General features: G+C 68.3%; 15 protein-coding genes and 1 rRNA gene. 4 read left to right on the top strand and 12 right to left on the bottom strand.

Features of this window, described 5'->3' with window-relative positions; translation table 11 throughout:
* Positions 1-3 precede the first annotated feature (3 nt).
* Positions 4-120: ribosomal RNA gene (gene rrf / locus EEB19_RS05725) — 5S ribosomal RNA — on the top strand.
* Positions 121-177: 57 nt separating this feature from the next.
* Here the strand turns inward: rrf and EEB19_RS05720 are convergent.
* The 4 genes from EEB19_RS05720 to EEB19_RS05705 all read right to left on the bottom strand — a co-directional run bounded on the left by EEB19_RS05720 (position 178) and on the right by EEB19_RS05705 (position 5,571).
* Positions 178-984, bottom strand: coding sequence for an alpha/beta fold hydrolase (locus EEB19_RS05720; RefSeq protein WP_262365458.1), 807 nt, complete (start codon positions 982-984; stop codon positions 178-180).
* Between the two features lie 102 nt (positions 985-1,086).
* Positions 1,087-2,649, bottom strand: a complete 1,563-nt coding sequence (locus tag EEB19_RS05715; RefSeq protein WP_187583991.1) for an APC family permease — start codon at positions 2,647-2,649, stop codon at positions 1,087-1,089.
* Positions 2,646-3,518 carry a universal stress protein gene (locus EEB19_RS05710; RefSeq protein WP_187583989.1) on the bottom strand — a complete coding sequence of 291 codons (873 nt, stop codon included), beginning with the start codon at positions 3,516-3,518 and terminating at the stop codon, positions 2,646-2,648. The genes EEB19_RS05715 and EEB19_RS05710 overlap by 4 nt, the downstream gene beginning before the upstream one ends.
* Positions 3,519-3,717: 199 nt before the next feature.
* Positions 3,718-5,571 carry an NAD(P)/FAD-dependent oxidoreductase gene (locus tag EEB19_RS05705; protein ID WP_187583987.1) on the bottom strand — a complete coding sequence of 618 codons (1,854 nt, stop codon included), beginning with the start codon at positions 5,569-5,571 and terminating at the stop codon, positions 3,718-3,720.
* 225 nt (positions 5,572-5,796) lie between these two features.
* Here EEB19_RS05705 and EEB19_RS05700 point away from each other — a divergent pair, with 225 nt between their 5' ends.
* The gene (locus EEB19_RS05700; RefSeq protein ID WP_187584070.1) at positions 5,797-6,984 is read left to right on the top strand and encodes a GAF domain-containing protein; all 1,188 of its coding nucleotides are present in this window, start codon (positions 5,797-5,799) and stop codon (positions 6,982-6,984) included.
* Here EEB19_RS05700 and EEB19_RS05695 read toward each other — a convergent pair whose 3' ends face one another.
* The 7 genes from EEB19_RS05695 to EEB19_RS05665 form a co-directional block, all read right to left on the bottom strand.
* Positions 6,985-8,385, bottom strand: a complete 1,401-nt coding sequence (locus EEB19_RS05695) for an NAD(P)/FAD-dependent oxidoreductase (RefSeq protein WP_187583985.1) — start codon at positions 8,383-8,385, stop codon at positions 6,985-6,987.
* A 33-nt stretch (positions 8,386-8,418) separates the two neighbouring features.
* Positions 8,419-9,465 carry an agmatine/peptidylarginine deiminase gene (locus EEB19_RS05690; RefSeq protein ID WP_187583983.1) on the bottom strand — a complete coding sequence of 349 codons (1,047 nt, stop codon included), beginning with the start codon at positions 9,463-9,465 and terminating at the stop codon, positions 8,419-8,421.
* A complete protein-coding gene (locus EEB19_RS05685) occupies positions 9,465-10,451 on the bottom strand; it encodes a nitrilase-related carbon-nitrogen hydrolase (protein ID WP_187583981.1) in 987 nt (328 codons plus the stop codon). The genes EEB19_RS05690 and EEB19_RS05685 overlap by 1 nt, the downstream gene beginning before the upstream one ends.
* A 40-nt stretch (positions 10,452-10,491) precedes the next feature.
* Positions 10,492-12,063, bottom strand: coding sequence for an APC family permease (locus tag EEB19_RS05680; RefSeq protein WP_187583979.1), 1,572 nt, complete (start codon positions 12,061-12,063; stop codon positions 10,492-10,494).
* Positions 12,064-12,074: 11 nt separating this feature from the next.
* Positions 12,075-13,532 carry an NAD-dependent succinate-semialdehyde dehydrogenase gene (locus EEB19_RS05675; protein WP_187583977.1) on the bottom strand — a complete coding sequence of 486 codons (1,458 nt, stop codon included), beginning with the start codon at positions 13,530-13,532 and terminating at the stop codon, positions 12,075-12,077.
* Positions 13,533-13,589: 57 nt separating this feature from the next.
* On the bottom strand, positions 13,590-14,933 hold the full coding sequence (gene gabT, locus EEB19_RS05670) for a 4-aminobutyrate--2-oxoglutarate transaminase (RefSeq protein WP_187583975.1): 1,344 nt from the start codon (positions 14,931-14,933) through the stop codon (positions 13,590-13,592).
* A gap of 170 nt (positions 14,934-15,103) precedes the next feature.
* The gene (locus EEB19_RS05665) at positions 15,104-16,006 is read right to left on the bottom strand and encodes a universal stress protein (protein ID WP_262365457.1); all 903 of its coding nucleotides are present in this window, start codon (positions 16,004-16,006) and stop codon (positions 15,104-15,106) included.
* Positions 16,007-16,172: 166 nt separating this feature from the next.
* Between EEB19_RS05665 and EEB19_RS05660 the strand changes: the two genes are divergently transcribed.
* Positions 16,173-17,690 (top strand): PucR family transcriptional regulator, encoded by a 1,518-nt coding sequence (locus EEB19_RS05660; protein ID WP_187583973.1) that lies wholly within the window; start codon positions 16,173-16,175, stop codon positions 17,688-17,690.
* Here the strand turns inward: EEB19_RS05660 and EEB19_RS05655 are convergent.
* A complete protein-coding gene (locus EEB19_RS05655) occupies positions 17,674-20,838 on the bottom strand; it encodes an NAD-glutamate dehydrogenase domain-containing protein (protein ID WP_187583971.1) in 3,165 nt (1,054 codons plus the stop codon). The two genes, EEB19_RS05660 and EEB19_RS05655, sit on opposite strands and share 17 nt — an antisense overlap.
* Positions 20,839-21,013: 175 nt before the next feature.
* Between EEB19_RS05655 and glsA the strand changes: the two genes are divergently transcribed.
* The gene (gene glsA, locus EEB19_RS05650) at positions 21,014-22,468 is read left to right on the top strand and encodes a glutaminase A (protein ID WP_187583969.1); all 1,455 of its coding nucleotides are present in this window, start codon (positions 21,014-21,016) and stop codon (positions 22,466-22,468) included.
* Positions 22,469-22,483 lie beyond the last annotated feature (15 nt).

The raw sequence follows: 22,483 nt of genomic DNA, 5'->3' as shown, positions 1-22,483 counted from the left end.
AGTTACGGCGGCCATAGCGGAGGGGAAACGCCCGGTCCCATTCCGAACCCGGAAGCTAAGCCCTCCAGCGCCAATGGTACTGCACCCTAACCAGTGTGGGAGAGTAGGACACCGCCGAACACAATTTGAGAACTGTGGCCCCCGAAGGCAATTCGGGGGCCACAGTCTTTTGTGCGTTCAGCCGTTGTTCGTCCGTGCCTGTTGCGGCTGACAGGACATCAGCCATTGGACGATGTCTGCGGTGAGTGCGCCCGGTGCGTCGAGGTGGATCAGGTGACCGGCGCCGGCGATCTCGGTCAGTGTTGCGCCGGGAATGAGTGCGTGGAGCCGACGGGCCCGGTCGACAGGAATCCAGGTGTCCTCGCGTCCCCAGACGATGTGGGTCGGGATGTCGAGCGTCGGGTAGAGGTGCTCGATGTCGTCGGTGAACTTCTGGTCGGCCTGCGCGATCTGGCGATAGAAGGCGGCTTGTCCGGTCTCGTCGAGCCACGGTGACATCAGCATGTCGAGATCATCTGCCCGTAGTTCGCGGTGGGCGGCGCCGCGAATGTAGGCCTCGAGGGCACCGCGATGGATGGCGGCCGGTAGTGCGGCGAACACGTCGGCGTTGTCGTGCACCAGACTGAAGAAGGGCGAGCCCCAGGGCCTCAGCGCGACGACGTCCACGAGACAGAGTGAGCGATAGTGGGCGCCGTGGAGAAGGGCCGCACGCAAGGCGACGGCTCCACCGATGTCGTGGGCGATGACGTGAGGTCTCTCGAGCTCCCAAGTGTCGAGAAGATGGGCGAAGAGCCGGGCCTGCTCGCCGATATCGACCGGGTGCCCGGGTTCTTTCGACGAGTGTCCGTACCCGGGCATGTCCCACAGGTGCACGGTGAAGCGCGGGGCGCATGCGTCCGCGGTCTCACGCCAGACTGCGGACGACCACGGGGTCCCGTGCAGGAACACCACTGGTTCTCCCGTGCCGAATCGGTCCCAGACCACGGTGCGACCCTCCCACCGTGTCGGTCGCGGCCGAGTGGAATGGGAATGGGGATGGGTGGATGCTTGTGTCGGGTTGTCGGTCACCGGGTCAGTGTCGCAACATCAGCGATCGATGAGCGAGCTCTCGTCGACCAGGGCCGGCGTGTCGCGCCGAAGGGTGCGACCGGCGAAGAAGTCGGGCGATACGGCCCTCATCACGAGCATGAGGATCACGCCGAGTCCGAGGAGCCCGAAACCCATGTAGAAGACGAGGCCGATGCCGAAGATCGACGCGCCACTGCCGTTGTCGGGGTTCATGCTCTCGCGGACGGAGATCACGAAGACCGTGGCGAGCATCAGACCGCCGAGCAGTGGGAACACGAGTTTGAAGACGGTGTTGCGCACGCTGGTGAACAACTCGCGACGGAAGAACCAGACGCAGGCAAACGCGGTGATCCCGTAGTACCAGCAGATCATGATCCCCAGTGCGGCAATGGTGTCCAGGAGTGTGTGCTCCGACAGCAGACTGACGATGGTGTAGAACGCGCCGGTGACGACACCGGCGAGGACAGTGCTGTACGTCGGCACCAGGTATCGCGGGTGCACCGAGGCCAGGCGTTTCGGGAATGCGCCATAGGCTCCCATCGCCAGCATCGTGCGTGCCGCGGGCAGAAAGGTCGTCTGCAGGCTGGCGGCTGACGACGCGAGAATCGCCAGGAACAGCAGAGGTCCCGCCCAGCTCCCCATGACGGGATACGCGAGCGCGCCGAAGACGTTCTCCGAGATCTCGTCGTTGCCGAGCCCGATGCCGGTGTCGCCGACGCCGGCGTACATCATGACCGCCACCGCGACGAGGAGGTAGGTCAGCAGGATCGAGATCACGCACAGCAGACCCGCGCGGCCGGGAACCTTTGTCGGGTCCTTGGATTCCTCGCCCAGCGTGAGGCAGGTGTCCCAGCCCCAGAACGCGAAGATGGATCCGGTGACGCCGATGACGAACGCACCCAGTGCGAGGCCGGTGAACGGATTGAACCAGTCGAGGCTGAAGCTGAGATCCGCGGGAGCGTCCCCGTTCACGGATTCGACGATGGCGGCGATGGCGAACGCGACGAGCACGATCATCTGGAAGCCGACCAGGATGTACTGGACCCGCTCGCTGGTCGTGATGCCGCGGCCCGAGATGTAGGTGGCGACGGCGATGAAGACGAGGGTCGTCACGATGTTGATCGCCTTGTTGTCGGCGAGGTCGGCGATACCGGGGCTGTTGAATACGCGGGCGATGAACAGATAGCAGAACTCGACGGCGATCGCGGCGAGGTTCGACAATACGATGATCGTCGCGAGCACCATGCCCCAGCCACACATCCACCCCACGTACGGTCCGAATGCCTTGGTCGACCACGTGAACGAGGCCCCGCAATCGGGCGCGCGGGAGTTGAGTTCCCGGTAGGCGTAGGCCATCAGGAACATCGGGATGAACCCGGCGATGAAGATCGCCGGCATCTTCAGTCCGACGGCGGCGACGATCAGACCGATGCTGGCCGTCAGGGTGTAACCCGGTGCGACACATGAGATGCCGAGCACGGCACCGGCGAAGGTGCCGACCTTGCCCGACGCGAGTCCCTTGTCGACGAGATCTGACGAACCGCCCTGTGGACCCGGCGTCCCTCCGGCCGGGCCGCTCATGGTTGTGCCTGCCGCGGCACGACGATCATCGGTACGGCCAGGACACGGAGCATCTTCGCTGCCGTCGAACCGAGGAAGAGTTTCCGTGGTGCGGCCAGTCGGCTCGAGCCGACCATGATCACGTCTCCGTCGTGCCAGTCGACGGTCAACACGGCGTCCTCGATGTTGCGGCCCTCGGCGACCGCCGAATCGAGTTCGGTCCCCTCGGGAAGGCGTGACCGGGCCTCGTCCAGGGCTCGCCGCGCCAACTCCACTCCGCGGTCGACGGCCTGCTGCTCTTCCTCGGCCGAGAGCTTGGGCGGCCAGTCGTCGCGCGACACGAGCGACATCAGTCGGAGCGGGATCTTTCCCTGTGCGCTGAGGTCGACAGCGGTGTCCAACAGGATCTCCGCTCCCGGCCGTCGACCGATGGCGGCGGTGATCTCGCGGATCCGCTGGGGACCGGTGCGGCTGAATCCCCGGGGCGCGAGCGCGACGGGGACCGGGGACGAATGCAGGAGATCGTTGACGACCGAACCAAGGGAGTGCCGACCGATGAGGCCACCGCCCGACCCGCCGACGACGAGCATCGTGGAGCCCAGCCGATCGATCTCCTTGAGGATGCCGTCGGCCGAATTCTCGTCGACCGCGACGTGAGTTCGGACGGTCACGTCGTCGGGAACGAGGGCCGCGGCCTGTGCGAGCCATTCCTTGGCGGCCTCGTCGAGGACGTCGGCGTAACTGCCGGTGGCGGCGAACGCCTCCGGCTTGTCCGGAGGGATGACGAGCGAGACGTCGAGCGATGCGTGAAGAGTCCGGGCGAGGCACGCGCCCAGCGCGACCGCATCCTCTCCGCCGGGGGTGGCCAGGTACGCGACCAGCAACCTCATCGTGCACTCCGATCGTGAGCTCTCGGGAAATCAGCAGGTGAACTCACTGTGCGCCGGTCGCCGGGGGCACGCATCCGCCAACATGGCGCACATCCGGTCGGCGAGGTGGACACGGTGGCGTGCTCGTCGGGACGCCCGGACACACCGCCAGCGACGAGCCGGACCCGCTCACGGCAGACCCGGCCCGTCGACATGGGGCTCAGCTGAGGTGGTGGACTTCCTGCAGCCCGTATACCGGGGTCGGGATGCCCTCGTAGCGTGCTTTCAGCTGCAGTGCCAGGTACAGCGAATAGTGCCGCGACTGATGCAGGTTGCCGCCGTGGAACCACAGGCCCGGTTGCCGCGTCGGCTTCCACATGTTGCGCTGCTCGCCCTCCCACGGACCGGGGTCCTTGGTGGTCTCCGAACCGAGGCCCCACACCTTGCCCACACGGTCGGCGACGTCCTGGCCCATCAGATCGGCGGCCCAGCCGTTCATCGATCCGTAGCCCGTCGCGTAGACGACGACGTCGGCCGGCAACTCGGTCCCGTCGGCGAGCACGACGCTGGTCTCGGTGAGGTGATCGACCTGTCCGTGTTCGAGCTTGATGGTGCCGTCGGCGACCAGTTCACAGGCACCGACGTCGATGTAGTAGCCGGAGCCACGGCGCAGGTACTTCATGAACAGTCCCGAATCGTCGTCGCCGAAGTCGAGGTCGAACCCGGCCGCCTCGAGCCGGCTGTAGAACTCCTTGTCCCGTTCGCGGATCTGGTCGTAGAGCGGGATCTGGAACTCGTGCATGATCCGGTACGGCAGCGACGCGAACGTCAGATCGGCCTTCTTGGTCGTCATGCCGGACGCGACGGCCTGCTCGCTGTAGAGCGCGCCGAGCCCGATCTCCATCAGCGAGTCCGACCGCACGATGTGGGTCGACGACCGCTGCACCATCGTGGTGTCGATCCCGTTCTCCACCAGCGCTTTGCAGATGTCATGCGCCGAGTTGTTCGATCCGATGACCACCACCTTGCGGCCCGCGTAGCGATCCGGCCCGGGGTGCTCACTGGAGTGATGCTGATCGCCGGCGAAGATGTCCTGGCCCGGGATCGTCGGCACATTGGCCTTGCCCGACATACCGGTGGCCAGCACCAGTTGTGTCGGGTGCAGGGTCATCGTCTCGCCGTCGCGATCGAGTTCGACGGTCCACTGTCCGAGCGCTTCGTCGTATGTCGCCGAGCGGCAGGTCGTCTTGCTCCAGTATGGGACCTCCATGACCTTGGTGTAGAACTCGAGCCAGTCGCCGATCTTGTCCTTCGGGGCGAACACCGGCCAGTTCTCCGGGAACGGCAGATAGGGCAGGTGGTCGTACCAGACCGGGTCATGCAGGCAGAGGGACTTGTACCGCTTGCGCCACTGATCGCCCGGCCGCTCGTGACGGTCGACGACGATCGACGGCACGCCGAGTTGCCGCAGCCGCGCGCCGAGGGCGATACCGCCCTGGCCTCCTCCGATGACCAGGACGTACGGCTGCCGGGTGCGACCGAGTTCCGCCTCCTCGTCATCGCGCTTCTCCGCCCACGACCGACGGTCGGGATCGGAGCCGTGGACCGCACCGAGCACGCGACCGGGACCGGACGGCTCTTCGTGGCCCTTGAGTTCTTGCAGCGTGGTCAGCAGCGTCCACGCGACGTCGTCGCCGGTCTCGGGGTCGGGCCGCAGCCGCAGATGACCCACGCCGCGACCCGTTGCCGTCTCGAACTCGATGAACGCGGTCACCACACCGTCGTCGTCGGTGGGCGCTTCGCTGGTGCGGAACCCGTGGGGATCGGTGTCGGCCACGCGCTCACCGAGCATGTCGGCGATCTGCTCGCGGCCCTCGACCGTCTTCAGGTTCCACGTGAAGGACACGAGATCCCGCCAGAAGCTGTCGGTGGCGAACATGCCGGTCACGCGGGCGATGTCTCGGTCGGCCAATGCCGCAGAGAAGTCCGCGAGCCAGGCATCCGCCCGGCGCTGCGCATCATCGACGGCCACCTGGGCCGGATCGGTGTCGGTGGGTTCGAGGGTCTGCGTCATGGTCTTCTCCTTGGACGGATGCGGTCATCTCGATGTGAGCCACAGCACACCGTGGAATCATGGTGGTGAGCAAGGGTTGCATCGGGTTGCGGGCACGCGGTGCGTCCCTAGCCCACCGGGGTGCAACCCCGTGCAACCCCCGGATGGTCTTTGCGGCGAACCTGTGATCCGGAGCACAATCGGGGTGTGTCGGTGCCAGAGAACCACGGCGGTCCCGAGCCCGCGATGTCCGCGGGCGACGATCCGCGCCACTACGCCCAGCTGTTGTCCGCCGTCTATGACGCGGCGATGGCGGGGGAGAAGATGCCCGCGCGTCCGCGGTCGGTCATCAGCGAGTCCTGGGACCGGGTGTTGACCGCGGGTGTCGACCCGGACGTCGGTGCGCTCGACGACGGCCTCGACGTGTCCGAACTCGAGGCACGTCGTCTCGACTCGGGGCTGTCGGTGGTCCTGGAGGATCTGACCCGCGGACTGGAGTCGGTGATCGCCGACGGTGACAACATCCTCGTCGTCGCCGACGCGAACGGTCGGGTGCTCTGGCGCAGCGGCGCCCCTCGGGTCCTGCAGCGTGCCGATCGCCTCGGATTCGTCGAAGGAGCGGACTGGGGCGAGAACACGGTCGGTACCAACGCGATCGGGACCGCACTGATGTCGCGGCGGGCGGTCCAGGTGTTCTCCGCCGAGCATTTCGTCCGGACCCACCATTCCTGGACCTGTGCCGGCGCACCCATCCGCGATCCGCGGACCGGCGCGGTGCTCGGTGTCGTCGACGTCAGCGGCCCCGCGGCGACGATCCATCCGACCACGGTCGCGCTTGTCGACGTGGTCGCCAAGCTCGCCGAATCACAGTTGCGCGATCACCATCGGCGGTCGCTCGATCAATTGCGGTCGGTGGCGGCGCCGATGCTCGCCCGACTGGCCGGTCCGGCTCTCGCCGTCGACAACGACGGTTGGGTGGCCGCGCTCGACGGCATCACGCCGCGCACACGGTTGACCCTGCCCCGCCAGACGGCACCCGGGCGCACCATGCTGCACAGCCTCGGTGAATGCGATCTCGAACCCCTGCCGGGTGGCTGGCTGGTGCGCATCGCCGAGGCGGAGTCGCACTCCCCCGGAACCGTCATCGACCTCGATCTCCGCGATCCGCGGAATCCGTCGATCACCGTGTCGGGCGGCGCCGGACGGTGGACGATGCAGCCGTCCCCGCGGCACACGGAGATCCTGACGCTGCTGGCGCGTCACCCGGCCGGCCGGAGCGCGGCCCAGATGTCGGAGCACCTGTTCGGGGTCGGTGATCGGACCATCACCGTGCGTGCCGAGATGTCGCGGTTGCGCAAGCATCTCGGCGGCCTCCTCGCCGCCAACCCCTACCGGTTCGCCGACGGTGTGCAGGTGCACGTCGGTGCCGACTGATCAACCCAGGTCGTCGTCGATCACCTGCGCGGTGCGCTTGCCCATCCGGATGGCACCGTCGACGTGCTGATACCCGGCTCCCGCGATGTCGGAGCAGGAGAAGTGGATCGGCCCGACCGGCGTGCGCTGATCGCGGCCATAGCGATGCAGTCCGCCGAGGTCGAAGCTCGCGGCGTATGCGCCGCGGGTCCATTCCTCTGAGCCCCAATCGGATTCGTAGTACACGACGGGTTCGCCTGCCTTCGGGCCGAGGAACCGCGCGATCGACGCGAGGATGTGTTTGCGGCGCTCGTCGGCGGGCAACTCGAACATGGCGTCGGCCTTCTGGTCGGAGACGAATCCGACGATCGTGCCGCGCTCGTCACCGTGATTGGTGTTGTCGTAGACCTCCTGCACGAGCTCGGACCCGCTGAACCCCGTGCCCGACAAGCCGTCCGCACGCCAGAACGGGGTCTCGTAGACCGCGTGCACCTTGATGACCAACCCCAGCGACTGATGCTGATGCATCTGGTGCTGGCGGCGTGGCAACGGTGGGTCGAACGAGATCCGGCTGTACAGATTGGGCGGCACCGCCAGGATCACCCGCTGCGCATGGCATTCCAGGCCGCCGTCGGCGATGACGGTGACGCCGCCCTCGGGATCCCATCGGACTGTGCGGACCGGCGAGCCGAGGAACACGTCGTCGCCGAGACGCTCGGCCAGGCGCTGCGAGACCTGCTGCATGCCGCCGACGACGCGGCGGTCGAGGATGAAGTCCTCGTCGACGAGGTTGCTGAACGATCCGGCCGATGCGGCCATCAGTACTGCTTGCAGCACCGAGAACGCGTGTGCCGGTTTGGTCAGCATCCCGCCGGCGACGAACAGGCCGATGTTGTCGATGGCCTCGGCGTCGTCGGTGAGCCCTTCGAGCCAGACCCGGAAGGACACGGTGTCCAACTCGGCCGCCCGCGGATGTGCCCACGGCTCCTCGGCGCCGATCTGAGCGGCGAGGTCGTCGATGATCCCGATGAGTCGGTTCATCTCGGCGAGTGTGTGTTCGCCGACGGGGAAGTCGTCACCGTCGTAGACGATCCGCTCACCCGACGGGGTGACGTACACCGAACTGCCCTCGCGGTGGCGCGGGTAGGTCTGCAGACCCAGTTCATCGAGCATCTCGTACAGGCCGGCCTGATCGGGCGAGACCCACTGCCCGCCGATCTCCAGCACGGCACCGTCGATGGTGTCGGTCCAGGTGCGTCCGCCGACGCGGTCGCGGGCCTCGACGACGGCGACGCTGCGGCCCGCGGCGGCGAGGTGGTGGGCGGCGGTCAGGCCCGACGGCCCGGCGCCGACGACGATCACGTCACGATTGATGGTGGTCATGTGGTCTCCTCGAATGCGAGATGTGGTGTGCGACGGCATATGCCGACCGTGCTCCGACGGCGCGGACGGTGGTCAGGCCTGCGCCGCCGGCTCGTTCTGGGTGATGCAGTGGATGCCGCCGCCACGGTCGAAGATCGGACGCGCGTCGATCGCGACGACCGCTCGGCCGGGGTACGCGGCACCGAGGATCTCCGCCGCCTGCGCGTCGTTGCGATCGGCGAAACCGCACGCCACCACGACGCCGTTCGCCACGTAGTGGTTGATGTAGCTGTGGTCGACGAATCCGTCTGCATCGGTGAGGGTCTCGGGTGCGGGGACCTCAACGACCTCGAGGGTCCGCCCATCGCTGTCGGTGGCGCTGCGCAGGATGTCGATGATCTCCTGTGACACGGCATGATCCGGATGCGAGCGGTCGCGCTGTGCATGCACGAGGACCGTGCCCGGCGAGGGAAGGGCCGCGACGATGTCGACGTGTCCGCGGGTTCCGTATCGTTCGGAGTCCCGGGTCAACCCGCGCGGCAGCCAGATCACCGTGTCGGCACCGATCGTGCGACGCAGTTCGGACTCGACATCGGAGCGCGTCATCCGCGGATTGCGTCCCGGATCCCGCTGCACCGTCTCGGTCACCAGGACGGTGCCGGCACCGTCGACCTGGATGCCGCCGCCCTCGTTGACCATCGTCGACGAGATCGGCGTGACGCCCTCCCCGTCGCGGCCGCGGCCCGCATGCGCCAGGACGAGGCGTCCGATGTGTTGATCCCGGTCCCACCTCGCCCAGTCCTGGGCGCCCCAGCCGTTGAAGACCCAGTCCACACCGCCGACACGACCGTCGTCGTCGAGGACGAAGGTGGGGCCGATGTCGCGCATCCAGGCGTCGTTCAGCGGAGCTTCGACGATGTCCACGGATGCGGCCAGATACCGCTTGGCGGCATCGATCTCGTCCGGGTCGACGACGACCACGACCGGCTCGAAGTCGCTGATCGTGTTGGCCACCGCGGCCCACGCCGTGCGTGCCTCGTGGTGCTCCTCGGCCGTGTCGCCGAGAGAGTAACCGGCGCTGGGGAACGCCATCCACGTCCGCAGATGTGGTTCGTGCTCGGCCGGCATCCGCCACGCCATCAGACCCTCCCGGTGGGATTCTCGGTGTCGACCGGCTCGGTCAGGCGTCCGTAGGTGTCCGGGCGGCGCGTGGCCAGGAAGGGGAACAGCGTCAGCCAGTCGCGACGCTGATCGAGGTCGAGATCGGCGATGAGGACCGCGGATTCGTCACGTGGTGCCTGGACCAGGACGCGACCGTAGGGATCCGAGATGAACGACGATCCGTAGAACGTGATCGCGCCTTCGTCGCCATACCGGTTGGGGGCGATCATGAACGTGCCGTTGGCGATCCCGTTGCCGACGATGACCTGCTGCCACAGCGGCTGCGTGTCGAACTCGGGGTGATCGGGTTCGGAACCGATCGCAGTCGGGTAGACGATGATCTCGGCGCCCGCCAGCGAGTACATCCGGGCGACCTCGGGGAACCACTCGTCCCAGCAGGTCGGCATACCGATCCGTGCGCCACCCAGCGCCTCGGGTGTGTGCACCGTGTAGGCCTCCGCGGATGCCGGGCCGCCGCGGAAGTACGTGTCCTCGTAATAGCCCGCGGTCACCGGGATGTGGAGTTTGCGCGTTCGGCCGACGAGGCCGTCGGGTCCGACGAGGATCGCCGTGTTGAATCCGAGGCCGTCGTCGGCGGCACCGGGCGCGTCGTCGGCGGACTGGGCATGTTCGTACAGGGACGCATGTATCAGGATGTCGTGCTTCTTGGCCGCATCGACCGCGAACCGGTGAGTCGGGCCGGACAACAGGTCCTCGGCGTGGGCGCCGGGGTTCTCGCCACCCCGTACGAACGCTGGGTATCGGCTCAGCGTCAGCTCGGGCAGGAACACGACCTGCGCGCCCTGTTCGGCGGCCATCGCGATCCCGTCGGCCAGCTCTGCCTCGAGTGCGCTCGAGTCCTCGTGCCAGCGATGCTGCACCAGGGCGACGCGCAGCGGCGGCCGCGCAGGGACATCGACACGCGCCAACGACGGGGGTGGGGTGAGTGCGGTGATGATGTTCATGGGTTCCATTCTTCTCGGGCAGCTCGTGTCGTGGGGACGATCAGCGCAGTGAGGTCGACGACTCGGCCGTCGTCGACGTCGTGTCGGGCTCCGGCACCGACCGCGGCAGCGTCTCGGACCGGAAGAACTCGGGGCGCAGCGCGCGCAGCACCAGCATGACGACACCACCGAGGATCAGCAGCCCGAACCCGATGTAGAAGACCAGGCCGACACCGAAGATCGATGCGCCGCTGCCGTTGTCGGGGTTCATGCTCTCACCGACCGAGATGACGAAGACGGCGAGCAGGGCGACCCCGCCGAGCATCGGGAACACCAGTCGGAAGATCACGTTGTGCAGGTTCGCGAAGAGCGTGTGGCGGAAATACCACATGCAGGCGAATGCGGTGATGCCGTAGTACCAGCAGATCATGATGCCCAGCGCGGCGATGGTGTCGAGGAGTGTGTGCTCGGACAGCACGGTCACCGCTGTGTAGAAGACCGCCGTCACGATCCCGGCGACGAGGGCCGCGAAGGACGGCGCGAGGAACCGGGGATGGATCTCGGCGAACTTCTTCGGGAAGGCGCCGTAGCTGCCCATGGCGAGCATCGTGCGTGCGACCGGCAGGAAGGTGGTCTGCAGACTGGCGATCGACGACACCAGGATGGCGAGGAACAGCAGGATGCCTCCCCACTTGCCGAGGATCGGTTCGGCGAGCGCGCCGAAGACGTTCTCGGCGTTCTCGGGGTTGCCGAGACCGACGCCGTCGGTGCCGACCCCCGCGTACATCATCGTCGCGACGGCGACGAGAAGGTAGGTCAGCAGGATCGAGACGACGCACAACAGACCGGATCGTCCCGGGGTTCGCTTGGGGTCCTTGCATTCCTCGCCCAGCGTCAGGCATGTGTCCCATCCCCAGAACGCGAAGATCGAACCGGTGAGGCCGACGGCGAACGCGGCGATCGTCAGGCCGGTGAACGGATTGAACCAGTCGATGTCGAACTGCAGGTGGCCGGGTGCCGCGCCGTCGCCGACCCGGACGAGGGCGACGACCGCGAACGTGATCAGCACGATCATCTGAAACGCCACCAGCACGTACTGGATTCGCTCGCTGGTGGTGATCCCGCGCATCGACACCCAGGTGGCGATCGCGAGGAATACCAGGGTGGTGACGATGTTGACGGCCTTGTCGTCGCCGAGTCCGGAGAGCCACGCGGAGTCGAAGGTCCGGCCGAGGATCAGGTAGAAGAACTCGACGCCGACCGCGGCGAGGTTCGAGAGGACGATGATCGTCGCGATGACCATGCCCCACCCGCACATCCATCCGACGTAGGGGCCGAAGGCCTTGGTGGACCACGTGAACGACGCGCCACAGTCCGGGGTGTCGGAGTTCAGTTCGCGATAGGCGTACGCGGTCAGGAACATCGGGATGAAGCCGGCGATCAGGATCGCGGGCATCTTCAGCCCGACGGCCGCGACGATCAGTCCGATCGAGGCGGTGAGCGTGTAACCGGGTGCCACGGTGGAGATCCCGAGGACGGCGCCGGCGACGACGCCGATCTTGTCGGTCGCCAGGCCCTTGCCCGGCTCGGTGCCGGGCGGTTGCGAGGTCACGCCGGTGAGCTCTGCGGTCATGAATACTCCTGTCAGGCTGTCAGGGCGATGTACTTGGTGGTGAGGTACTCGGCGATGCCCTCGCTGCCGCCCTCGCTGCCGAGACCGGATTCCTTGACACCGCCGAACGGGGCGGCGGGGTCGGAGATGATGCCGCGATTGACGCCGACCATGCCGGCGTTCAGCGCCGCCGACACCCGCAGGGTGCGGTCCAGATCGCGGGTGTAGAAGTAGGCCGCGAGTCCGTACGGGGTGTCGTTCGCCGCGGCCACCGCCTCGTCCTCGGTGTCGAATCCGGTGATCACCGCCACCGGACCGAAGATCTCCTCGGCGAGGATGTCCGAGTCGGTGGGCAGGTGGTCGAGCACGGTGGGGGCGTAGAACCATCCATCGCCGGCGATGGCCTTGCCACCGGTGCGCACGACGGCGCCGGACGCGACCGCGTCGTCCACCAGTGCGGCGATGCGGCTCCGCTGCCGCTCGTTGATGAGGGGACCGACCTCGGTGCCGTCCTCCCGGCCCGCGCCCACCCGGAGTGCGTCCATGCGGTCGGCGAGTGCTGCGGTGAACCGCTCGCGGACGGCGTTGTGGACGAGGAAGCGGTTGGCGGCTGTACAGGCCTGGCCGCCGTTGCGCATCTTCGCCGCCAGGGCACCCTCGACCGCGGCGTCGATGTCGGCGTCGTCGAACACGATGAACGGCGCGTTCCCGCCCAGCTCCATCGACGCCTTCATCACGTGGTGGGCGGCCTGCCCCAACAGGATCCGGCCGACCTGGGTGGAGCCGGTGAACGAGATCTTGGCCAGTCGGGAATCCGCCATCAGGGCGCCGATGACGCCGGCCGAGTCGAGCGTGGGCAGCACCGACAGCACACCGTCGGGCAGGCCCGCGTCGCGGAACAGCCGCGCGAGCAGCAGCATGGTCAGCGGGGTGTCCTCGGCCGGTTTGACGATGACGGTGCAGCCGGCGGCGAGGGCGGGCCCGATCTTGCGGGTCCCCATCGCCAGCGGGAAGTTCCACGGCGTGACCGCCAGACACGGCCCGACCGGTTCCTTGGTCACCAGGATGCGTCCGTTCCCGGACGGCGCGGTCGTCGTTCGACCACCGATGCGGACCGCCTCCTCGGCGAACCAGCGCAGGAACTCACCGCCGTAGGCGACCTCACCGCGGGCCTCGGCCAGCGGTTTGCCCATCTCGAGCGTCATCAGCAAGGCGAGTTCATCGGTGTGTTCGACGACGAGTTCCCATGCGCGATAGAGGATCTCCGAGCGCCGACGCGGCGGTGTCGCGGCCCAGCGCGACTGCGCGGCGACGGCCGAATCGAGCGCCTTCGACGCGTCGGCGACACCGGCGTCGGCGACCGAGGTCAGCACTCCTCCGGTGGCCGGATCGGCGACATCGAACCGGGCGCCGGACACGGACGGCAACGCGTGTCCGTCGATCCAGAGGTCGGTCGGAGTGTCTGCGGGGAGGTCGGGGCGGTCGGACATGATGCTCCTCGGTGGGTCGGTGCGCGTGTGGGTCGAGGCGCGCAGTGGCGCGGTGGATCAGTTGCCGGCGGCACGGATCGCGGTCTCGAGCACGTCGAGACCGTCGGCCAACAGGTCGTCGTCAATCACCAGCGGCGGCAACAAGCGGATGACGTTGCCGTGGGTCCCGCAGGTCAGGATGATCACGCCCTCGGCGAGGCAGCGGGCGGCGACCTTCTTCGTGAGGTCGGGATCGGGTTCGGCGGTGCCGGGCCGCACGAGTTCGATGGCGATCATCGCGCCACGACCGCGGACATCGCCGATGACGTCGACCTCGGCGGCGAGCGCGCGAAGGCGTCCGAGCGCGACGTCCCCGATCGCCCGTGCGCGGCCGCGCAGATCCAGTTCGCGCATCGTGTCGAGGGTGGCCAGCGCGGCGGCACACGCGACGGGGTTGCCGCCGTAGGTGCCACCGAGCCCACCGACGTGTACCAGATCCATCAGATCGGCGCGTCCGGTGATCGCCGACAGCGGCATGCCGCCGGCAATGCCCTTCGCCATGGTGATGATGTCCGGCACGACACCCTCATGTTCACAGGCGAACCAGTCGCCGGTACGGGCGAATCCGGTCTGGACCTCATCCGCGATGAACACGACGCCGTTCTCGCGTGCCCATGCGGCGAGGGTCGGCAGGAATCCCGGTGCCGGGACGATGAAGCCGCCCTCACCCTGGATCGGTTCGATGATGATCGCGGCGATGCCGTCGGCGCCGAGCTGCTTCTCCATCGCGGTGATTGCGCGACGGGCCGCCTCGGGGCCGGTCAGTCCGTCGTCATCGCGGAAGGGATAGCTCATCGGCATGCGGTAGATCTCGGGGGCGAACGGACCGAAATCGCGCTTGTACGGCATGTTCTTCGCCGTCAGCGCCATCGTGAGATTCGTTCGGCCGTGGTAGGCGTGGTCGAAGGCGACGACGGCGTTGCGCCCGGTGGCCAGTCGGGCGACCTTGACGGCGTTCTCGACCGCCTCGGCCCCGGAGTTGAACAGGACGGTCCGCTTCTCGTGATCGCCGGGGGTGAGGGCCGAGAGTTGCTCGGCGACCCTGATGTATCCCTCGTAGGGTGTGACCATGAAGCAGGTATGGGTGAAGTGGCCGACCTGGTCGCGGACCGCTTGCGCCACCCGCGGATCCGACGCACCGACGTTGGTGACCGCGATGCCCGAACCCAGGTCGATGAGTGAGTTGCCGTCGACGTCGACGATGACCGCGCCGTCGGCGTCGGCGGCGTACACCGGCACCGACGAGCCGACTCCGGCCGGGATGACCGACGTACGGCGCGCGGCCAGCTCGCTCGATCGCGGGCCGGGCAATTCGGTGACGAGGTGGCGCTTCTGCGGCAGTCGGTAGGTGATGTCGGTCATGGTCGCTCCAAGGTGTTGTGTGCGTCGCTGTCGTCGAGTGTTTCGTGTGTCGTCTCGAGCGGACAGCGACATTTCGGTGTGCTGATCGGCGGAATCGACTCCATTTCGGAGTATTGACGATGGCGCCGGGGTCTGATGCCGGGTCTGATGCGGGTGTCCGCCGTCCGTGGTCAGGCTTCGTCGTCGCGCGGGACGATCACCACCGGGACCGCGAGGCTCCGCAGCATCTTCGCCGCCGTCGAGCCGAGGAAGAGTCGGTGTGGCTGGGCGAGGCGGCTGGAACCGACCATCACGACGTCGCCGTCGTGCCAGGACAGGCCGTCGACCGCCGCCTCCACCGACCGACCCTCGCCGATCTGTACGGTCACCGGGATCGATTCCGGCAGTGCGGATGTCGCCTTCGCCAGCGTTTCGGCCGCGTGGTCGTTCGCACGCCGCCTCCGATCGTCACCCGCGCGCGCTGCGCGGTCGACGGCGACAAGTGACACGAGTCGTAGCCCGACCCCGGAACTCGCTGCGACCCGGACCGCGGCGCCGAGGAGCTCCTCGGAACCGGGCAGGGTGCCGATCGCGCACGTGATCTCGCGGATCCGGTCTGTCGCCGAGTGTCGCGCGCCGCGGGGTGCCAGGACGACCGGAATCGTCGAGGCGTGGAGGATCTCGTTGACGACGGATCCCAGTGAATGGCCACCGGCGATCCCTCCGCCGGAGCCGCCGACGACCATCGCGCAGGCTCCCAGGCGCTGCGCTTGATCCATCAGGCCCTGGGCGGGTGAGTCGTCGACGATGACATGGGGTGTCGCGAAGACGTCCGCGGGCACCAGGTTTATCGCCTCGGCGAGCCATTGTCTGGACTGCTCGAGCAGCACGTCGTCGTAGTTGAGGCCCGGGAGCACGGATGCGGACCGATCGCCCGGGACGACCATGCACAGGTCGAGGTCGGCACCGATGCTGCGCGCCATCCGCACCCCGAGCGACACCGCATCGGCGCCGCCGCTGGTGGCGAGGTAGGCGACGAGCAGGCGCGGGGTGTTCTGCTGCATGGTGTCCTCCCGCATGGCGTCCTCCCGCATGATGTCCTCCACTGTGTGATCGGGGTGGTCCGTCTCTGCGTGAACGACGGACGGGTGACGGCCGGGGCTTGCCGCGGCCGTTCTCACTGTGCTCTCCTGCACACGGCCCCGCATGTGCCGAAACGGCGGTGCGCAGGGCCGTCGATTCGACAGATCGGAGTGGGCGATGGGTGTGCCGGTGCGGTGGCTGCTCGGGCGGCGCGAACTCGGTCTCCGCCGGGTGGCCGGCGACGACGCGGACAGCGCCGAGATCACGTTCGTCGTCACGTCCGAACTCGCCCGGCCCGGCGAGTGGCTGTCCGGCGGCGAGGCGGTGCTCACCACCGGGATCGGCGTGCCCCCCGACGATGACGGCCGACGGCGATACGTGGCGGAGCTCGTCGAATGTGGCGCGGCTGCACTGGGTTTCGGCCTCGGTCTGCGACACGACGAGGTTCCTGTCGCGTTGGTTGAGGCCGCCGAGTACCACGGGTTGACGCTGTTCACGGTGCCGCTGCCGACGCCCTTCGTCGCGGTCGCGAAGACCGTGACCGACCGTCTCGCCGAATTGCAGTACGAGGCGGTGGTGCTGGCCTCGCGCGCGCAGCCGCGGATGACCCGCGCGGCGGTCAGCGGCGGACCGTCCGCGCTGCTGCGCGAGCTGTCCGTGGCCTGCACCGCGGCAGTGGTGCTCCTCGACACCGAGATCCGCGTCGTCGACACCTACCCGGCCGGGCTCGCGACCGAGGTGGTCGCATCGGTCGTCGAGTTGGTGACCCGGGATGCCGAGACCGCCGTGAGCAGCGTCTCCACCGAGGAGGTGGGTGTCGTCGTGACCCAGTCGATCCGGGTGGACAAGCGGGTGCACGGTCACCTCGGTGTGGTGTTCTCGACAGACCCGCGTCCGACCGATCAGGTCCTGATCGGACATGCCAACTCGCTGCTGGCGCTGGATTTCGAGAAGCCGCGCCGACTCCACCTGCAGCAGAGCCGCATTCATTCGGCCGCGCTGCGCATCCTGTTGTCGGGCACGGTGGATCTCGGCATGGCGCGCGACGTCGTCATCGCCGCCGCGGACGAACAGGACGAGGTCCGGGTGCTCACCGTCCTCGATCTACCTCAGGACGTCGAGTCGATCACGTGTGTGCTCGACGACGCACTGGTCGCGGCGGCTCGACCCGTGTTCCTCCTCGAGGACTCCGCGGCGCTGCTCGTCCTGGTGCGTGGTTCGGACACGGTCGAGTTCGCGTCCCGGCTGTTCGAGCCGCTGACCCTGGGACGGCGTCGGGGCCTGCGCATCGGGCTGAGTTCCGCGCATCGCATCGACGATCTTCCCGCGGCCGTCGAGCAGTCGCGGATGGCGGCGGCGTCCGCCGTGCGTCGTGGACATCCCGAGGAGGCGAGTGCTCTGGCCGGTCGCGCTCTGCTGTCCTTTCCCGAATCCCGCCGGGTGCTCGACGGACTCGCCGACATCCTGGTGGCCCCGGTCGTGGAGTACGACACGCAGAACGGCACCGAACTCCTGCCGTCCATCCGTGCGTACCTGGAGGCCAATGGTCAGTGGGAGGCGGCGGCCTCCGCACTCGGGGTTCATCGTCACACCCTGCGCGGACGGATCGCGCGCGCGGAGGAGGTGCTCGGTGTGGATCTCTCGATCGCGCGGGTCCGCGCCGAACTACTGCTGGCGATCATCGCGCGGGCGTGACGGCGCGACGCAGCAGCAGCGCCACCTCGGCGACCGCGACACCGCCTGCCGCGCCGGTCATCCGACCGTCGAGCATGCGCGCGAGGGTGTCGCGGGTCCGCGCCACCGCGGTCGCGTTGACCGACGACCACGTCGCCACGGCGTCGGACACCCGCATGTCGTCGGCGTCCGCGAGTGCCCGGGCGGCCAGGAGGAGGTGCACATCGGCGAGATCGTCGGCGATGATCGCGACCGACAGCGCCTCCCAGTGATCGTGGGTCACGATCGAACCCAGCGACGCGGCGATGGCGCCCAGATGCAGATCATGTCCGACCCGGTGCCACGCCTCGGCCAGACGCGCGGCGTCCACGCCCACGCGCACCGCGAGATCGCTCAGCGCCGGTGCGTGCGCGAGCAATTCGTCGTCGATGTCGGCTGCGAGGATCTCGCGCACTCCGGGGGCGAGCCGGTCGATCTGTCCGGCGACGTCGAGCCCGCCTCCGGTGCCCGCGGACCAATCCTGACGCAGGACCCACCCGGTGGCCTGCTCGACGGCCGAGCGTACGGTGGCCAGCTCCGCGAGCCGGACATCGTGGCCGATGTCGGTGCGTGTGGCGATCCGCTCCCACTCGTCGCGTACCCCGATCAGCGTGGAGGCGAGGGCGTAGGCGCGGACGATCTCGGGTGTGCTCGCGCCGAACCGCTCCTCGGCGCGGTACACGAAGCCTGGACCGACGTGGTCGATCAGGTCGTTCGCCACCGTGACCGCCACGATCTCGGCGGCCACCCGGTGGCGGTGCAGCCCGGAGCCGGCGAGTTCGCGCACCGAGGCGGGGAAATGATCGCCCAGGACCTCGGCGAAGGCAGGGTCGTCGGGGACCGAGGAGGCGAGGAGTTCGTCGCGGACGAGGTTCTTCGACATCGCCAGCAAGACCGCGATCTCCGGCCGCACGAGCCCATGGCCGGCGCGGCCACGCGCCTCGAGTTGCCCCGCGGTCGGCAAGACCTCGGCGACTCGGTCGATCCCGGTGGTCGCCTCGAGGTTCTCGATGAGGCGGGCATGCCGGCCCAGCAGGAACGACGAGTTCGCCTCGGCCAGGGTGAGTGCGAGGGTCTGGCGGTCGCAGTCGGCGAGGACCGCCTCGGCGACGTCGTCGGTGAGTGCGCTGAGGACCGCGGCGCGATCGGCCTCGGCGAGCATCCCGTCTCCGATCGCGACCTCGAGCGCGATCTTGAGATTGACCTCGCGATCCGAGGTCGCGACGCCGGCGGCGTTGTCGATGAAGTCGCCGTTGACCCGGCCTCCCGCGAGGGCGAACTCGACGCGGGCGCGCTGGGTGAGGCCCAGGTTGCCGCCTTCACCGATGGCCGTGGCGCGCAACTCTGTGGCGTTCACCCGGACCGCGTCGTTGGCCGTGTCCTGGGCCTGGGCATGGGATTCGGTGGACGCCTTCACGTAGGTGCCGACTCCGCCGTTGTACAGCAGGTCGACGTCGGCGCGGAGGATCGCCGCGATGAGGTCGTCCGGGGCCATCGCGGTGTCGTCGACACCCAGCAGCGCGCGCACCGCATCCGACAGCGGGATCGACTTGGCGGTGCGGGACCAGACCCCGCCACCGGTCGAGATGAGCGTGCGGTCGTAGTCGTCCCAGCTGCTCGCCGGCATGTGGAACAGGCGCTGCCGCTCGAGGAAGGAGGCCTGTGCGTCCGGCGACGGATCGAGGAAGACGTGGCGGTGGTCGAATGCCGCGACGAGCCGGATGGTCGCTGCGCTGAGCATGCCGTTGCCGAACACATCGCCGGACATGTCGCCGATGCCGACGACGGTGAACTCGTCGGTGGCGACCTCGATCCCGGCCTCGGACAGGTGCCGTCGGACCGCGAGCCACGTCCCCCGGGCGGTGATGCCCATCGCCTTGTGGTCGTAACCGGCCGACCCGCCGGACGCGAACGCGTCGCCGAGCCAGTATTCGCGGCGGACCGCGATCTCGTTGGCCAGGTCGGAGAACCGCGCCGTGCCCTTGTCGGCGGCGACCACCAGATACGGGTCGGGCCCGTCGGTGACGACGGTGTCGTCGGGATGGATCACGGTGTCGCCCTGCAGGTTGTCGGTGACGTCGAGCAGGGCCCCGATGAACTCGACGTAGGACGCGCGGACCGAGTCCGGTGTGACGTCGCCCCCGCGCACGACGAACGCGCCTTTCGCGCCGACCGGAACGATCAGTGCGTTCTCGACCGTCTGCGTCCGCATGAGCCCGAGCACCTCCGTCCGGAAATCGCCGGGCCGCTCGGAATGACGCAATCCACCGCGCGCGATGGTGCCACCGCGCAGATGGCTTCCCTCCACGACGGCCGAGTGCACGAACACCTCGCGAAACGGCGCGGTTGCCGGCGGGCCGGCGACGAGTCGCGGATCGAGTTTCAGTGCGAGCGCGCGGGTATCCGGGACCCCGTCGCGGAACCAGTTGGTGCGCAAGGTGGCCCGGACGATGGCGCGCAGCGTCCGGAACAGGCGATCGGCGTCGAGGGTCACCGCAGCCGCGATCGTTGCGTCGAGCCGCGCCTGCGCGTCGGCGATCCGGACGTCGCGGTCGTCCCCGGAGTGGTCGACACCCTCGGGCCGTAGGCGTGCGTCGAAGAGATCGATGACCTCACGCACGAGCGCGGGAGTCGCCGCGAGCATGTCGACCGTCGCGGCCTGCGTCACGGGCAGCCCACACTGGAACGCGTACCGGCACAGGGCGCGGATGAGGACGACCTCATGGAGGGTCAACCCGGCTGCGACGACCAGCCGGAGGAAGTCGTCGACCTCGACGCGGGCCGAACCGAGCCGGCCGAACGCCTCGGCCACGCGCTCACCGGTCGCTGAGTCCCAGGCGATCGCATCGGACGCCGACAGCACGAGCAGGTGCGTGTCGTGCGGGACGTCGCAGGTGGGTGCGCCGGGACGGACCTCGTGGGAGACGACGATCAGTCCGAAATGGGCGAAGGTCGCGATCAGTGCGGACATCGTCGGGGCATCGTGTGGCCACACGAGGCGGGCGCGCACATGGGTGGCCGCCCGCGAGGCGGGCTCGAAGGTCAGGCACGGGGATGCCGGCGGGATGTCGAGAGCGGCGCAGGCAGGCGGGGCGGGTGAGCGGCGGGTGGTCGAGAGGGGAAGGGACACCGGAGGACTCCTTTGTCGTCGGTGGACGTCTGCGACCACGATGCCGAGCGGCTCGTCCCGTCGACCACCGACGAAACGGTGGTGGGTCACGGGCGGTGTCGCACCACATCGGCAGTTGTCCGCCACGGGGCGTGCGGGGCGCCGAGGACGGGCCGCGTGGCATAGATTCAGAGGCGTGACCACGCATGTCGACGGATATCTGCGCCACATCATGGGCGTCTGCTCAGCGGACTCCTCGGGAGCGGTGGCCGACTACATTCCCGAGTTGGCTTGCGTGGACCCCGACGGGTACGGCCTGTCCATGTGCGTGCACGACGGCAATGTCTACTCCCAGGGCGACAGCGGCGTCACCTTCACGATCCAGTCCATCTCCAAGCCGCTCACGTATGCGCTGGTGCTCAGCCGACTCGGTCCGGCGCAGGTGGACGCGCGGATCGGGGTCGAACCGTCCGGTGAGGCGTTCAACGAGATCAGCGTCGACGCCGAGCGCCGTCCGCGCAATCCGATGATCAACGCCGGGGCCATCATGGCGGCGTCACTGCTGCTGCCGCCGGTCCGCGAGGTCGCGGCGTCGACGGTCGACTCGGTGTTCGGCGAACTCGTCGAGTTCTACTCCGGCTGTGCGGGCCGCTATCTCGAACTCGACGAGGACGTGTACCGCTCGGAGGCACAGACCGGTGCGCGCAACCGTGCGATCGCCTACATGCTCGACAGTTTCGGTGTGGTGGACACCGACCCGGAGTCGGCGCTGGACCTGTATTACCGCCAGTGTTCCCTGCGGGTGACGACCGACGATCTGTCGGTCATCGGCGCAACCATCGCCAACGGCGGCCTCAACCCCCGGACCGGGCGCCAGATCATGACCCAGGAGGTGGCCCAGCGCGTGCTGTCGGTGATGACCACCTGCGGGATGTACGACGGCGCCGGCGACTGGGTGACCTCGGTCGGACTGCCCGCGAAGAGTGGGGTGGGTGGCGGAATACTCGCGGTCCTTCCGGGCCAGCTCGGGATCGGCGTGTATTCGCCCCGACTCGACCGCCACGGCAACAGCGTGCGGGGGATCGACACCTGCCGGCATCTGTCGACCGATCTCGGCCTGCACATGTTCAACCTGACCCGCGAGAGCCGGGTGACGATCCGTGCCACCTATGACATCGGCGAGTTCGAGGTCGGCGAGGACTGGACCGAACGTGAGCGAAGCTACCTGAGGACGTCTCGCGACCGTGTGCGTGTCTACGAGCTGCAGGGCGACCTCACGTTCTCCGGGGCCGAGGCCGCGATGCGACGACTCGAGGACGACATCGACCGCTATGACGTCGCGATCGTCGACATCTCGCGGATCGGGATCGTGGATCCGGTGGCACGGACGATGGTGCTGACCTTCAAACACACCCTCGACGACCGCGGTCAGCGCGGCATGGTGGTCGATCCCGATGGGGTCATGCGCGCGAGTGTGGACCGGCACCGCAATGACCGGGTGATTCCCGACATCGTTGCGCCCGAGGCACTTCGCGGATTCGATCCCACACTGCCGCACGTGCACGCGACGATGGCCGAGGCGCTCACCGACGCCGAGGCCTTCCTGTTGAAACAGCGGTACGGTCCCGACGACGGATTCGACGGGGTGTGATGGTCGGGCTGCGAT

This window comes from Gordonia sp. OPL2 (assembly GCF_003797825.1).
Taxonomy (GTDB): Bacteria; Actinomycetota; Actinomycetes; order Mycobacteriales; family Mycobacteriaceae; genus Gordonia.
This window is presented reverse-complemented; position numbering and strand designations above follow the sequence as displayed.